Annotated in this window: 11 protein-coding genes and 1 other RNA gene; 11 read left to right on the top strand and 1 reads right to left on the bottom strand. The window is 52.1% G+C overall.

The window, feature by feature from the left end; genetic code table 11:
• Window positions 1-4: 4 nt before the first annotated feature.
• The 11 genes from H8693_RS02950 to rnpB all read left to right on the top strand — a co-directional run bounded on the left by H8693_RS02950 (window position 5) and on the right by rnpB (window position 12,327).
• Window positions 5-463: a hypothetical protein gene (locus H8693_RS02950; RefSeq protein WP_249279721.1), complete on the top strand. Its 459-nt coding sequence runs from the start codon at window positions 5-7 to the stop codon at window positions 461-463.
• A 36-nt stretch (window positions 464-499) separates the two neighbouring features.
• The gene (dnaG, locus tag H8693_RS02945; protein ID WP_249279720.1) at window positions 500-2,257 is read left to right on the top strand and encodes a DNA primase; all 1,758 of its coding nucleotides are present in this window, start codon (window positions 500-502) and stop codon (window positions 2,255-2,257) included.
• A gap of 6 nt (window positions 2,258-2,263) precedes the next feature.
• Complete coding sequence (gene rpoD, locus H8693_RS02940) at window positions 2,264-3,394, top strand: RNA polymerase sigma factor RpoD (RefSeq protein WP_283243732.1); 1,131 nt, start codon at window positions 2,264-2,266, stop codon at window positions 3,392-3,394.
• Between the two features lie 328 nt (window positions 3,395-3,722).
• Window positions 3,723-4,169: a MarR family winged helix-turn-helix transcriptional regulator gene (locus tag H8693_RS02935; protein WP_249279719.1), complete on the top strand. Its 447-nt coding sequence runs from the start codon at window positions 3,723-3,725 to the stop codon at window positions 4,167-4,169.
• Between the two features lie 14 nt (window positions 4,170-4,183).
• On the top strand, window positions 4,184-5,917 hold the full coding sequence (locus H8693_RS02930) for an ABC transporter ATP-binding protein (RefSeq protein ID WP_249279718.1): 1,734 nt from the start codon (window positions 4,184-4,186) through the stop codon (window positions 5,915-5,917).
• Window positions 5,910-7,796: an ABC transporter ATP-binding protein gene (locus tag H8693_RS02925; RefSeq protein ID WP_249279717.1), complete on the top strand. Its 1,887-nt coding sequence runs from the start codon at window positions 5,910-5,912 to the stop codon at window positions 7,794-7,796. Before H8693_RS02930 ends, H8693_RS02925 begins: the two co-directional genes overlap by 8 nt.
• Before the next feature lie 241 nt (window positions 7,797-8,037).
• Window positions 8,038-9,282, top strand: coding sequence for a mannosyltransferase family protein (locus H8693_RS02920; RefSeq protein ID WP_249279716.1), 1,245 nt, complete (start codon window positions 8,038-8,040; stop codon window positions 9,280-9,282).
• Between the two features lie 104 nt (window positions 9,283-9,386).
• Window positions 9,387-10,076, top strand: coding sequence for a tRNA (adenine(22)-N(1))-methyltransferase (locus H8693_RS02915; protein ID WP_249279715.1), 690 nt, complete (start codon window positions 9,387-9,389; stop codon window positions 10,074-10,076).
• Window positions 10,073-11,179 carry a Nif3-like dinuclear metal center hexameric protein gene (locus tag H8693_RS02910; protein ID WP_249279714.1) on the top strand — a complete coding sequence of 369 codons (1,107 nt, stop codon included), beginning with the start codon at window positions 10,073-10,075 and terminating at the stop codon, window positions 11,177-11,179. Before H8693_RS02915 ends, H8693_RS02910 begins: the two co-directional genes overlap by 4 nt.
• Window positions 11,180-11,246: 67 nt before the next feature.
• Window positions 11,247-11,969, top strand: a complete 723-nt coding sequence (locus H8693_RS02905) for a zinc ribbon domain-containing protein (protein WP_178620476.1) — start codon at window positions 11,247-11,249, stop codon at window positions 11,967-11,969.
• A 13-nt stretch (window positions 11,970-11,982) separates the two neighbouring features.
• Window positions 11,983-12,327: RNase P RNA component class A (rnpB, locus tag H8693_RS02900), an RNA gene on the top strand.
• A 149-nt stretch (window positions 12,328-12,476) separates the two neighbouring features.
• Here rnpB and H8693_RS02895 read toward each other — a convergent pair.
• Window positions 12,477-13,214 carry a GntR family transcriptional regulator gene (locus H8693_RS02895; RefSeq protein WP_249279713.1) on the bottom strand — a complete coding sequence of 246 codons (738 nt, stop codon included), beginning with the start codon at window positions 13,212-13,214 and terminating at the stop codon, window positions 12,477-12,479.
• Between the last annotated feature and the right edge of the window lie 1,480 nt (window positions 13,215-14,694).

The raw sequence follows: 14,694 nt of genomic DNA, 5'->3' as shown, positions 1-14,694 counted from the left end.
AGCTATGACATATTTTGCCCGGACGCTTTGGCAGGCGTTGGCCGGGGCGCGGCTATTTCTGCCTTTGGGGCTTGTGGCAGCGGCGGTTTTTGTTGCCTATGCGTCGGCCGTCTGTTTTTGGGGCTATGAACGGTGTGTGTTGGAATTCCATAATCCGCGGGGCATCCGCTATGGGAAGATATGGGGGCTGAGTATGTGCGCCTCCATCATAGGGTTGGTTTGGGCTTTGGCGGGAACCGGGCTTACGGCAGTTTTGAGCAAAGCGGCTCTGGAGGTTCCCATGGCGCAGGTGTTTTTGCGCCTGGAAGCCGTTTTGCTGGGGATCTGTGTGACCGGGCTGAGCCTCTATGTCCTTCTCCAAAACGAGTTGCCCTCCAAAGCACGGGGAAATTTCAGCCTTTTTTATTCGGCATGGACGGGCGGCGTTTTTCTGGCTCTTTGGCATTTGATATGTGTGATTTGACAGAGCCTCTGGCTCATATGATAGCAGGAGTGTAATTTGGCAAGATTCAGCGAGGAATGGCTCTCAGAGCTGTTGAGCAAAAACGATATTGTGCAGGTGATCGGGGAATATGTGACCCTTACCCGCAAGGGAAGCCGGTTTTGGGCAAGCTGCCCCTGGCACGCGGAACGAAATCCCTCTTTCTGCGTCAGCCCGGATAAGCAGATGTTTTATTGCTTTTCCTGCAAAAAAGGCGGCGGCGTCATCAACTTCATCATGGAGAATGAAAAGCTCTCTTATGTGGAGGCGGTGAGCCTGCTGGCCGAGCGGGTAGGGATGACTCTGCCCGAGGAAACGGGAGACGAGGATTATCAGAAAAAAAAGGCGTACCGCAAGCGGCTGCATGGTTTAATGCGGGAACTGGCGGTGTATTATAATCATACCCTTAAGGGCGAAGAGGGGCGGGAGGCGCTTGCCTATATGAAGCGGCGCGGCGCGGCGGCGCAGATCATGCCTTTTGGGCTGGGATACGCCAAAAACAGCTTTGACGATGCCCTGCGCTTTCTTAAGGCCCGGGGGTATACGGTCAAGGAGATGCTGGATGCGGGCGTGGTCAAACAGAAGGATGGCCGGGTATACGATGTGTTCCGCAACCGCGTGATGTTCCCCATCCAAAACGTCTTTGGGGACGTGATCGGCTTTGGGGGGCGGGTGATGGACGACGGCATCCCTAAATACCTGAACTCGGGAGAAACCGTGATTTTTAACAAGCGGTATAATCTCTATGCGCTGAACACGGTAAAAAAGCGGCGCAACCTGAAGAGTATTCTGCTGGTGGAGGGATATATGGACGTGGTAGCTCTGGCGGCCGCCGGAATCGCAACGGCCGTGGCGTCTTTGGGAACCTCTCTCACCAAGGAGCAGGCGCGGCTGCTCAAGCGGTATACGGAAAAGGTCTATTTATGCTATGACGGCGATGACGCTGGCCTGAATGCGGCGTTGCGGGGCGTGGATATCCTGGAAAAGGAAGGGCTGCAGGTTTTCGTCATTGTCCTGCCGGACAAGATGGACCCGGACGAGTTTGTGAAAAAATACAGCGCGGACGCCTTTTATGCTTTGGCGAAAAAAGCGCCTGCGGCGACAAATTTTCGGCTGTTCATGCTCAAACGGGGCTTTGACATGGAAAACCCCGATGAAGTGGTGCAGTATGGAACCAAGGCCGTAGAGCTGATCCGGGGGCTGAAAAACGAGCTGGAAAAGGAACGGTATATCAAATTTCTTTCCAAAGAAACGGGAATATCCGTGGAAAGCCTTTTTTCCCAAATGGGAAAGGGAAAGGAAGAAAAAGGGTATATTCTGCCGGTAAAAGAGTCAAACTTGATAAAAAAGGAGGCGGGAGAGGAAGCGCGGCTGCTGTCGTTTCTGATGGACAATCCGCAGCTTCTGGAAAAAATCCGGGGCCTTACGCCCGAGCTTTTCCAAAATCCGGTCTATAAAAAAATTTTTTTCTCCATGGAAGAGCAAATAAAAAGAGGAATTTTGCCTTCTTGTGCCGAATTAGTATCCGACTTTTCCTGCGAAGGCGGGGCAGATCTCAGCGAACTGATGGCCTGCAAGCCGCCGGACGGAATGATGGGGCAGGAGGAATATGCGGAAATGCTGATCCGCAAGCTGCGCGAGGCCCGAATGTTGGACAAGCGGCAGGAGCTGATTGCAAAGACGGCCGTAAGCACGGGAGAAGAGCGGGCCCGGCTGCTGCGGGAAATTTCCGCGCTGAATAGAGAAATTAGCAAGGCAGAAAATTTTAGAGGGTGATAGAATTTGAGCGAAAAAGTGCAAGAATCCGGACAGAATGTAAATAAGGCGGCAAAGCCCAAAAACAAAAAGGAAGAGAATGTCCTAAAGATTATCGAGCTGGGAAAGTCCAAGGGCGTCATTACCTATAAGGAAATTACGGATATTCTGGACGATACTGAGCTGAAGCCCGAGCAGCTGGAAAAGCTCTATGACGTTCTGGAGGATATGAACATCGATATCATCGACGAGGATATCGAAAAGGAGCTTCCTAAGCTGGAAAGCGAGGCAGTGGAAGAGGATCTGGAGTCCGTGCTTCCGGAGAGCGCCAATATTGACGATCCGGTTCGGATGTATTTGAAAGAGATCGGAAAGGTTCCTCTTTTGACGGCGGAGGAAGAACGGGAAATTGCCATCCGGATGGCGGAAGGCGACGAGGAGGCAAAGCGCAAGCTGGCAGAGGCCAACCTGCGTCTGGTAGTGAGCATTGCCAAGCGGTATGTGGGCCGGGGCATGCTGTTCCTGGATCTCATCCAGGAGGGAAACCTGGGCCTCATAAAAGCCGTGGAGAAATTCGACTATACCAAGGGCTATAAGTTTTCAACCTATGCCACCTGGTGGATTCGCCAGGCCATTACCCGGGCGATTGCCGACCAGGCGCGGACCATCCGCATTCCGGTGCATATGGTGGAAACCATCAACAAGCTGATCCGGGTTTCCCGGCAGCTGCTTCAGCAGTATGGACGTGATCCGCTGCCCGAAGAACTGGCGAAAGAAATGGATATTCCGGAGGAAAAGGTGCGGGAGATTTTGAAAATTGCCCAGGAGCCGGTTTCCCTGGAAACCCCTATTGGCGAGGAGGAGGACAGCCATTTGGGCGATTTCATCCCCGATGAGGAAGCCCCTGCGCCGGCAGAGGCCGCTGCTTTCACGCTGCTGAAGGAACAGCTGATGGATGTTCTCGATACCCTGACGCCTCGGGAAGAAAAGGTTCTGAAGCTGCGGTTCGGCCTGGATGATGGACGGGCCCGCACGCTGGAAGAAGTAGGCAAGGAATTCAAGGTGACGCGGGAGCGCATCCGGCAGATCGAAGCCAAGGCGCTTCGCAAGCTGCGGCATCCCAGCCGGAGCAAAAAACTGCGGGATTTCCTGGAATAGAAAATAATATTTTGTGAGGTAAAAGCAAACTGGCAAGCAATGGATTCATTATGAATCCATTGCTTTTTTCTTTCACAATATTCGCCTGCCGAGCCTTCATCAGAATAAAGGAAATCAATGGGGCTATATGAATAGAAGGACAAGGCGTGGATACTCTCTGAAATTGGCAGACTTCTATACAAAATCGAGAGGAAAGAGGGGATATTGGCATAATTTTATCTGGGAAAATTTTTTAAAAAAACGGGGTTGACAATAATAATTTTCTTTTTATAATATGTATTGTGCTACACAAAAAATGTAGCATCCTACAAAAAGTGGATGGTTTGTCATGGATAGGCACAGCATTGGCGGAATGATAAAAATTATAAGCGAAGCCATTGAACGGCAGATGAACGCAACCTGCAGGGAATTCAATCTGACCATGCAGCAGATGAAGATTCTCCGTTTTCTCAAACTGCGGGAGGGAAAACAGGTGACCAGCCAGAAGGATATCCAGGATTATATGCGCACCTCGCATCCCACAACCGTCAATACGATGCGTCTGCTGAAGGAAAAGGGATTTGTCAATATCTCCACCAGCGAGAAGGATAAGCGAATGCGGATCGTGACCCTGACAGGACAGGAGGAGGGATTTTTTAAGCAGATCATGGTCAGCCGGGAAGCAATGGAGAAAAAACTTTTAGATGGGTTTTCCGGAGAGATGGAGGGGGATTTGCGGCGGTATTTAAAGCGGCTGTACGCGAACCTTTCCAAACCGGATAAACCAAGAGATTAGAGGAGGGACAAGGCATGAATAAACTACTCTTTAAGTCCATACGGGAATATAAAAAGCAGTCGATTCTGGCCCCAATATTTGTTATTTTGGAAGTATTTATGGAAGTATTGATTCCATACCAGATGGCAAATATTATCGACGTTGGCATTCAGGGGCAGAACATCAGTTATGTGATCCAGATCGGTCTGGAGCTGGTGGCTATGGCGATGCTGGCGCTCTTGTTCGGCGCACTGGCTGGAAAATTTGCGGCCGAGGCCGGTGCGGGATATGCGAAGAATCTGCGGCATGATATTTTTTATAAAATACAGTCCTTTTCTTTCAAAAATATCGATCATTTTTCCGCGCCCAGTCTGGTGACCCGGATGACGACAGATATCACCAATGTGCAGATGGCCTATATGTTCAGCGTGCGGATGCTGGCCCGGGCGCCGATCATGATTGTGCTTTCGATGATTATGACCTTTACCATCAATGCTGATATTGCGGTTCTTTTTCTGATTGCCATTCCGGTGCTGGGATTTGCGCTGATTTTCATTGCTAAAAAGGCGCATAAATACTTCATTAAAGTATTCGACGAATATGATGTGCTGAATAACGACGTGCAGGAAAATGTAAACGCGGCGCGTGTCGTCAAGGCATATGTTCGGGGCGATTACGAAAATCAGAAGTTCCAGAAGATTTCCAAAAAGGTTTTCGATCTGTTCACCAAGGCGGAAAAGATCGTGGCCTTTAACAATCCGGTTATGATGTTCGTTATGTATTCTGTGATCCTCACCATCGTGCTGATCGGCGGGCAGGCGATTGTTCTGGGCGGCATGGATGCGGGCCAAATGACGAGCGTGCTGGTCTATGCCATGCAGATTTTAATGTCGCTCATGATAGTGTCCTTCGTGTTTGTCATGATCATGATTGCAGAGGCTTCTACCGATCGTATCAAAGAGGTTCTGCAGGAAGTGCCTGAAATGCAGAATAAGGAAAATGCGGTCACAGAAGTGAAAAACGGGGATATCGATTTTGAAAACGTCAGCTTCAGCTACGCTGGAAAAGATGGGAAGTTGTCCCTGAAAAATGTGAACCTGCATATCAAATCCGGCCAGATGATTGGAATTTTTGGCGGGACGGGGAGCTCCAAGACAACGCTTGTGCAGCTGATCCCGCGGCTCTATGATGTGACGGAAGGCAGCGTCAAAGTGGGAGATACCGATGTGCGCGAATATGACCTGGAGGCTCTGCGCGACCAGGTGGCAATGGTGCTCCAGAAAAATGTGCTGTTTACTGGTTCTATTTACGACAATATCCGCTGGGGTGATGAAAACGCCAGTGATGAAGAAGTACAGCGGGTATGCCGGCTGGCGCAGGCCGACGGCTTTATCCAAGATTTCCCCTATGGCTACGATACCACGATTGTGGAAGGCGGCAACAACGTTTCCGGCGGACAGAAGCAGCGGCTCTGCATTGCACGAGCCCTTCTGAAAAAACCGAAAATTCTGATCCTGGATGACTCCACCAGTGCGGTGGATACCAAGACGGATGCACTGATCCGGCAGGCGTTCCGGGAGGAAATCCCGGATACGACAAAGATCATTATTTCCCAGCGCGTCTCTTCCATTGAAGATGCAGACCAGATCATCATTCTGGATAATGGAGAGATCAACGGAATTGGCACATCCGAAGAGCTGCTGAAAACCAACCAGATTTACCGGGAGGTATATGAATCGCAGGTAAAAGGGAGGTCTGAAGATGAATAACAAGCAGGGAAAACCCAAGAAGAATACAATGAAAACAGCTGGTCGCCTGTTGAAATATGTGACCAGCACCTATAAAAAAGAGTTTATTTTTGTCATTGTCTGCATCCTGCTGGCATCCTTTGCCTCGATTGCGGTGTCCTTTTCCATGCAGAGCCTGCTGGATAACTATATCCTGCCGCTGGTGGGGCAGACAAATCCCGATTTCAGCGGACTATACCAGGCGCTGACGGTTCTGGCAAGCATCTTTATCATCGGCGTGATCGGCTCGTTTACCTACAGCCGGCTGATGGTAAAAATCGGGCAGGGCGTTTTGAAGCGGGTCCGGGATGAAATGTTTGAGCATATGCAGACGCTTCCCATCCGGTATTTTGACGAACATACCAACGGCTCGGTCATGAGCCTGTATACCAACGATACGGATACGCTGCGGCAGATGATTAACCAGTCGATTCCACAGGTCTTGATGGCGTCCTTCACCGTGGTTGTGACGTTTATCGCTATGCTGGTTTTAAGCCCGCTTTTGACGGTTCTGGCCGTTGTAATGATCTTTGTCATGTTCCTGGTGGCCAGGAAGCTGGGCGGCAACAGCGGAAAGTATTTCGTCCGCCAGCAGATTGACCTGGCAGATGTGACGGGATATGTGGAAGAACAGATGAATGGGCAGCGGGTCATCAAGGTTTTCAACCATGAGGCAAGATCCGAAGAGGAATTTGACAGCCTGAACGAAAAGCTCTATCATAGCTCCTCGCGGGCGCATACCTTTGCCAGCATCATGGGGCCGGTTATGGGCAACATCGGCAATATTCTGTTTGTACTCACGGCAATCCTGGGAGGCGTGCTGCTGTTAAATGGGGTCGGCGGAATGACCATCGGAACCATCGTGGCATATCTCCAGTTTACCAAAAGCTTTACGCAGCCGTTTATGCAGATTGCCCAGCAGTTCAACACCATTATCATGGCGCTGGCCGGTGCGGAACGTATCTTCAATATGATGGATGAAGAGCCGGAGGTGGATGACGGCTATGTGACGCTGGTGAACGCGAAAAAGGATGCGAACGGGAACATCGTGGAATCCGAAACCAGAACCGGCATGTGGGCATGGAAGCATCCCCATCAGGCGGATGGAAGTGTTTCGTATACCGAATTGAAGGGCGACGTTCGGTTCTATGACATGTCCTTTGGATATACGCCGGAGAAGATGGTGCTGCATGACCTGACGCTGTATGCCAAGCCGGGGCAGAAGCTGGCGTTTGTCGGTTCGACAGGCGCCGGAAAGACGACCATCACCAATCTGATCAACCGCTTCTATGATGTGCAGGACGGAAAGATCCGCTATGATGATATCAATATCAACAAGATCAAAAAGGCAGATCTGCGCCATTCCCTGGGCATCGTGCTGCAGGATACCCATCTGTTTACCGGGACCATCAAAGAAAATATCCGCTATGGAAAGCTGGATGCGACGGATGAAGAAGTCTATAAGGCGGCAAAGCTGGCTCACGCCGACCAGTTTATCACGAGATTGCCCAAGGGATATGACACGCTGCTGACTGGGGATGGCGAGGAGCTTTCTCAGGGCCAGCGGCAGCTTCTGGCCATTGCCCGGGCAGCAATCGCAGACCCGCCGGTGCTGATTCTGGATGAAGCGACCTCCAGCATCGATACCCGCACGGAGGCAATCGTGCAGCAGGGTATGGATAACCTGATGAAGGGGCGGACGGTTTTCGTCATTGCCCACCGTCTGTCTACCATCCGCAACAGCGATGCGATCATCGTGCTGGAGCATGGGCGGATCATTGAGCGCGGCACCCATGAAGATCTTTTGAAGCTGAAGGGCACCTATTACCAGCTCTATACCGGAAAGCTCGAGCTTTCCTGAGAATTTTCAGAGCAGCAAAGCTCCCCGCCGGGAAAAGGCGGGGAGCTTTTGTGATATAACCGCAGCTTGGGCTGGAATGGCGAAAAACAGATAGACGCGGATACCGCTATGAGATAAAGGAGGAGCAACGCAAAAGAAAGAATACCCGCGCAGAACCGGGACTCCCTTAACAAAAAGGGATTTTTATGGTATCATATATTATACGCATAGATGCGCAGTATTTTGACGGAAAGAAGCGGTTATGCCAGCCTATATCACGATTTTTCAATATGCCGTTGCGGCCGCCGGGACAGTGCTTTTTGCGCTCTGTCTGGTGTTTTCGGTAAAAAGCGGAATAAAATATTTCAAAGAGCCGGAGGAAGCCCTGGTCTGCCGGGAAAGCAACCTGCGCATTTTTGCGCGTTCGCTTCTCTATGTCCTGCTGCTGAAATTGGCGCTGGCAATACTCGGCGCTGTTGTGACGGGGAAGGGCTTCGGAATGGAAGCAGCCTATGCCTGGAACCGATGGGACGCGCCTCACTATATCGATATTGCCAAAGACGGCTATGTGGCGACGGGAGAAAACAGCGTGTTCATTGCCTTTTTTCCCTTATTTCCGCTTCTCATGAAAGCCATGTCCTTCCTCACGGGGGAATATTTTATTGCGGGGAGCATTGTCTCCATGCTCTGCTTCGCCGGAGCATTGTTTTATGTTTATAAGCTGGTTTTCCGAGACTATGGAGCCAAGACGGCGCGGCGGTCGCAGATATTGATGGTGCTGTTTCCAACGGCATTTTTTGCCACCATTGCCTATACGGAGGGCCTGTTTTTGCTGCTGACAGCGGCGTTTATGTACTATCTGCGCCAACGGCGGCTTTGGGCTGCGGCGGTTCTGGGGTTTTTTGCGGCACTCACCCGGAGCGTGGGCGTGATGCTGGTCTTTCCCTTTGGCGTGCAGGTTTTGCTGGATGCGCTGCACGAGGGCGGCGGCGCCCGGAAAATTATCTGGCGGATTGTGCGGCGGGGATGGAAGGTCATCCTCATCCCGCTGGGAACGGTGGTATATCTTCTCATCAACTATGCCGTGTTTGGCGACGCCCTGCATTTTCTCGTGGCCCAGAGGGAACATTGGTCCCAGGGAATGTGCTTTATCGGCTATACCCTGCGCGTGCTCACAAACTGCGTGTTCACCCGGGATATTCGCCTGGTTCTGGAACTGTTCCTGCCCGAGCTGATTGCCATTTTTGTGGTGCTCTGGCTGCTGCTGGGAGCGGCGCGCCGGAAAAACAGCGTAATGATGGCGCAGGCCCTGCCCCTCTATTATATGAGCGTTTCCGTGACTTGGCTTTTGAGTGCTCCAAGGTATATGCTGCCGGTGCTGGTGATCTATCCGGAAATGGCCCTCAGGGCAAAAAGCAGATGGGCGTTTGCCGTTGTCTGTGTGCTCATGGCGGCGGCAGGGATTGTGCTTGCCGGTGTGTTTGTCGGCGGGGGCAACGTTTATTAAAGGGTATGCCACGATAACAGAGGATGCGGCAGGGCCGCAGCGTATGCAGATGGAGTATCTGCTGCCGTAGGGACAGCAGATTCTTTTTTTCCAAGGGGGAAACTATGAAACTGACAAATCGGATGGAGGCGATCCTTTCCCTCTGCAGTCCGGCGGAGACGGCGGCGGATATCGGATGCGATCACGGGCAGGTGGCTGTGGAGCTGGTTCTGCGGGGGCTGGCAAAAACCTGCATCGCCGCCGATATCAGCGCCCCTTCTCTGGAAAAGGCGCGCCGGCGGGCAGAGGAATGGGGCCTTTCAGGAAAGGTGGAATGCCGCCTGGGAGACGGACTTTCGGTGCTGCGCCCGGGGGAGGCTCAGACCATTGTTTTGGCGGGCATGGGAGCGCCGCTGATGGCGGAAATCCTCCAAAAGCAGATGGATGTGGCCCGGGCGGCAGAGCGCCTGGTTCTTTCCCCCAACATCTATCCCGAGCGCCTGCGGAAATATCTGCTGAAGAACGGCTGGCGGATTCCCCGGGAAAAAATGATTCCCGAGGAGGGAAAGTATTATCCCGTGTTCCTGGCTGAAACGGGAACATGCCCGTCCTATCGCCCGGAGGAGCTGCTCTTTGGAAGATGGGAGCAGCCGGATGCGGGATTGCTGCAATTTTTGGATTATAAAATCGCCCAGGCGGAGCGGATTATGGAGGAAATGCGCCGGGGCGGGGCGGATACCGCCGGAATCGGGGAAAGAAGGGCGTTGTATCTGCAATATCGGGAAGAGATGCTGAGGAAAGGGGCGAGAAAATGAAGTTTCAGGAGCTGCAAAGTTGGATGGAGGAGCTGGCGCCGCTGCGCTATGCGTATGATTGGGACAACAGCGGCGTGAATCTGTATCTCCACGACGATGTGGAGCGCATTTTGGTCTGCCTGGAGGTGACGCCGACGGTGGTGGAGGAAGCGGCGGCGCTGGGATGCGATACTATCGTCTGCCATCATCCGATGGTATTTCGGCCCATCAAGGGCCTTCGGAAAGCGGACCCGGTGGAAAATCTGGTGCTGGCGGCCGTGCAGGCCCGCTGCAACGTCTATGCGGCCCACACCTCCTTTGACTGCGCCCCCAAGGGGATGAACGCCGTTTTGGCGGATAAGCTGGGGCTGACCCGTCAGAGACTGCTGGCGCAGGAGCGGACTGACGGCTTCTGCAAAATCGTGGTATTTGTCCCGCAGGAGGCGGCGGAGAAAGTGAAGGAAGCCCTGTTTTCCGCAGGAGCCGGAGGCGCCGGCGCCTATTCCCGGGTGAGCTTTTCGACGCCGGGAACCGGCGAATTTTTTCCGGGAGCAGGGTCGCATCCGGCGCGGGGCCGCGCGGGCAGCCTGGAGCAGGTCCCGGAGCTGCGCATCGAATGTATGTGCCCCGAAGGATTGGCAGAAAAAGCGGCTGCGGCGGCGCGGGAGGCTCATCCCTATGAGGAGCCGGCTATTGACATCATCCCTCTGGTATATCCCAAAACACCCGTCGGCATCGGCGTTGTAGGCGAGCTTTTGGAAGAGATGCCTCTTGCGGATTTTCTGGCGATGGCAAAGGAAAAGCTGGAAGCGCCTTTGATCCGTTTCAGCGGGACGGCTGAAACTGTGCGGCGCGTTGCCTGCGTCGGCGGCGCGGGGGGAGAATTCTTCCCGGAAGCCCGGCGGGCCGGGGCAGAAGTGCTTTTGACGGGGGAGGCAAAATACAATCATTTCGCGGATGCAGCGGCCATGGGTATCGTTTTGGCAGAAGCAGGGCACTATGATACCGAGAAGGGTTTTGTAGACGCCGTAAGCCATTATTTACAAAAACGCATAAATAGGGTACAATATATAGTACATGTACATTCTTCCCGGAAGGGCGAGCGCCCATATCGGGTTTTATAGCGGAATACAAGCGCAGGCAGAGCGCTTGCGGGCGGAACATGCAACAAACGGAAAAGGAGGATTTGGCTTGGATAATTTACAGATACTGTGGGAATATCAGCAGGCGGACATGGAAGTGGAACGATGCGAAAAAGAGCTGAAAAATACGCCGACGCGGAAAAAGCTGGTGAAATTACAGCGGTTCCTGCAAGCCAGTCAGAATAAAATTGCGGAGCTGGAAAAGATGGCGGTGGTGAAGCAAAACACGCTGTCTGACCTAGAAACGCAGAACAAGGCGCTTTTGGAGGATTTGGAGGATCTGAACAAGGATATCGGATATTATTCAGAGTGCGGCGACGACGAGCTGGATCAAAAGGAAATCGAACAGCTGGTTAAAAATACGGAAAAGACATACGACGCGATTGTGGGCCTGAAAAAACAGGTTTCCAAAATTAAGCAGGAAGTGGAAGGATCGGATAAGGCCGTGCGGGAGCTGCTGCAAAAAATGGTAGCGGCGAAAAACGAATACGACGGCCTGCGGGTGGAATATAACAAGGAGATGGAGGGGAGTTCCGGCGCGCTCAAAGAGCTGAAGGAAAAGCTGGCGGCTATGGAAAAGCAGGTTCCGGAAATCCTCATCAGCGAATATAAGCGGATCAAGGGCTTTCGGCCCAATCCCGTGGCAATTTTGTCGGAAAACCGCTGCGGCGGCTGCAATATGCAGCTTCCCTCGGGCGTGGCGGCGGCTGTCATGAGTTCGGATAAGCCCGTGGAATGTGAAAACTGCGGGAGAATTCTGATATTGAAATAGGAATAAAAATATTTGAGCTGGCTAGATGACCGCGCTTTTAAAAAGTGAGGAAAGTCCGAGCACCACAGGGCAAGGACGCCGGATAACGTCCGGTGGAGGCGACTCCAAGGAAAGTGCAACAGAGATATACCGCAACTTCGGCTTTGCCGAAATGTAAGGGTGGAAAGGCGAGGTAAGAGCTCACCGGTTTCCCAGGTAACTGGGAAATCCTGTAAACCCCGTCCGGTGCAAGATTGGTAGGGGAGCATTCAATAGCGGCCCGCTAAGCTTCATGTAATCGCATGAGCCGTCTGGCGACAGGCGGCCTAGATAGATGGTCATCCTTTGACAGAACTCGGCTTACGGCCTGTCTCAAATATTTTTATAAATAAAAAAGGCGCATCCGCGTCTTTTTTTGTAATAAATGGAATGAGTTTCAAAAAAACGGCGATTGCATTTTGTTTTCTGATACCTGCGCTTTTTGGCAATAAAAACGGCATGGATTTTTCCATGCCGTTTTTATTTGATTTATTTATGCTTGCGCCCATGCAGCTCCATCCGATAGGCATACATATCCGCCCGGGAAACGATTCGGGATATTTCAATCGCCTCGCCCGCAGTATTATAGGTGACGCGGTTTACCTGTAAAAGCGGTTCACCCTCCCGGATACCCAGCAGAGCTGCGGCCCGTTTATCTGCCGCCATGGCTTCCACCACCTCTACTGCCCGGTCCATCTCCACATGATAAATATTCTCCATCACATCATAGACAGAATCGCCCAGATTTTCCTGTTCCAAAATTCCAGGGAACAGGCTTTTCTTTACCCAGATCCGCCCCCATCCCACTGGCTCATGGTCAACGGACTTGATACGCTCGACATAATAGAGCGGTGTGCCCATAGCGACGCCGAGCTTCTCTGCCGCGTCCTCATCCGCCTTGACCTCTTTTTTTGCAAGGATTTCGGATTGCGTGTTCAGCCCCTGAGAGAGCAGGCTCTCCGACCAGCTGGTAATCATGGAAAGTTCCTGCACGATTTTCCGCTTTTTTACAAACGTACCCTTGCCCTGCACCTTGGTGACATAGCCCTGGCGTTCCAGACCGTCGATTGCCAGGCGGACCGTCATGCGGGATACGCCATAAATACGCATAAGCTCCGCCTCGGAAGGCATCACCTGGTTTGGCTCATATTTCTTATCTTTAATTTGTTGTTTAAGCTCCTGCATAATTTGATGATAGAGGGGCAGTGAGCTGTTTTTATCAATCATGAGATTTCCTCCGGAAAAATGGAAAAACACCATATATCGTTATAATGACTATAGAAACAGTATAGCGGTTTTGCGGGGAAAATGCAAGAACCTACCCGGATTCCGGGATAGAAAATATTTTTCAAGCTGTGGCAGGCTTTTATAAAACCGGATCCCTCGAACGCCCGAAAAACCAAAATATTTTTTGCTATGAAATGAAGCGAATACAGCAGGAACCGTTTTATCAAACAAACAAACCCTGTGTACGTCTAATTTTTGGGAACCTGTTTTTTCGGTTCCCGCAATGCAGAGGGAATTCAGGATGGTGTTTTTATTTGCAATCTAACAATTTATCCCATATCAATGCGCATGTTTCCGCCAAAAATGCAGATACTGATGGGAGTATTTGAAAAATGGGGGAGTGTGCAATGCAGCATCATACCTATCATAAAATGGGATTGTTTTTTGAAGGCGCGGATTTGGAGGGGCTGGCTGAACGCGGCCGCGCTCTGGCGCTGATTCCCAATATTCAGGCGCGCAAACGCCGAATCGGAGATCTGGCGCAGGAGGAAGCGATTTTTCTCAGGGCAAAAAAGGAGATCACCCGGGAGATGGAGGCTGATTTCCCGGCAGCCGCCTGGTTCCGGGATAACTATTATATTTTGGAGAAAACCCTGCGGGAGCTGGATATTGCCTACTATGATATCGTATTGGCCCCGGCGCCGGTGATGGAGCGGGGGGAATACGCCGGGCGGACGCGGATCTCCGCCTTGGCCGAATCGCTGGCGGAGCTTTCCCAGGGCAACGTTTCCCATGAAAAGATTACGGTTTTTCTGGAAGCCTATCAGGAGCTGAAGCCGCTTTCTGTCCGGGAGCTGCTGGCCTTTGTGGAATATGTCAAGGCCGCAATCCTGCGGCTGCTGGCGACGGCGGTGGAATATATGCAGGATATGATCCAAACCCGCCGGGAGGCCGCGGAAGCTGCAAAGAAAATCAGCGGAGGAAGCCCGCTTTCCGAAACATTGGACCGGGAACAGAAGGAAAACAGCGCGCTTTTGGAAATGCTTTGGGAACGGCTGGGCAGGGAACGGGAAAAAGAAGGAGTCCGGGAGGAAATTCTCAGCCTTCTGGCGATGCACGATACCACAGTGGAGGAAGCGGTCCGGGCGGAACATATCAAGCGGATGCAGCTGAAAAACATCATGCGGGACAGTGTGAATTCTTTGAAAAACCTTGCGACCCTGGACCGGCGGCAGCTGGTAACCGGACTCTCCCGCACCTTTGCCATTCTGATGGAAGACGATGTATTTGCTCATATGGACGATCCCTCCCGGGATTACTACATAATGCAAGTGGAGCGGCTGGCAAAGAAATGGAAGCTCAAAGAAAACGTAGTGGCGCGCCGGGCGGTCCGGCTGGCCGGGGAATCGGGAAAAGACCTTTCCTGGTATATTCTGGGCGACGGCGCTAGTGAGCTGGCGGCCAGCTTTCATCTTCCCGA

Source organism: Guopingia tenuis (genome assembly GCF_014384805.1).
Classification (GTDB): Bacteria; Bacillota; Clostridia; order Christensenellales; family Christensenellaceae; genus Guopingia; species Guopingia tenuis.
This window is presented reverse-complemented; position numbering and strand designations above follow the sequence as displayed.

Coding starts and splice junctions, on each gene's coding strand:
- H8693_RS02950 (WP_249279721.1), top strand. CDS start 5: ATGACATATTTTGCCCGGACGCTTTGGCAGGCGTTGGCCGGGGCGCGG.
- H8693_RS02935 (WP_249279719.1), top strand. CDS start 3,723: ATGGATAGGCACAGCATTGGCGGAATGATAAAAATTATAAGCGAAGCC.
- H8693_RS02930 (WP_249279718.1), top strand. CDS start 4,184: ATGAATAAACTACTCTTTAAGTCCATACGGGAATATAAAAAGCAGTCG.
- H8693_RS02925 (WP_249279717.1), top strand. CDS start 5,910: ATGAATAACAAGCAGGGAAAACCCAAGAAGAATACAATGAAAACAGCT.
- H8693_RS02920 (WP_249279716.1), top strand. CDS start 8,038: ATGCCAGCCTATATCACGATTTTTCAATATGCCGTTGCGGCCGCCGGG.
- H8693_RS02915 (WP_249279715.1), top strand. CDS start 9,387: ATGAAACTGACAAATCGGATGGAGGCGATCCTTTCCCTCTGCAGTCCG.
- H8693_RS02910 (WP_249279714.1), top strand. CDS start 10,073: ATGAAGTTTCAGGAGCTGCAAAGTTGGATGGAGGAGCTGGCGCCGCTG.
- H8693_RS02895 (WP_249279713.1), bottom strand. CDS start 13,214: ATGATTGATAAAAACAGCTCACTGCCCCTCTATCATCAAATTATGCAG.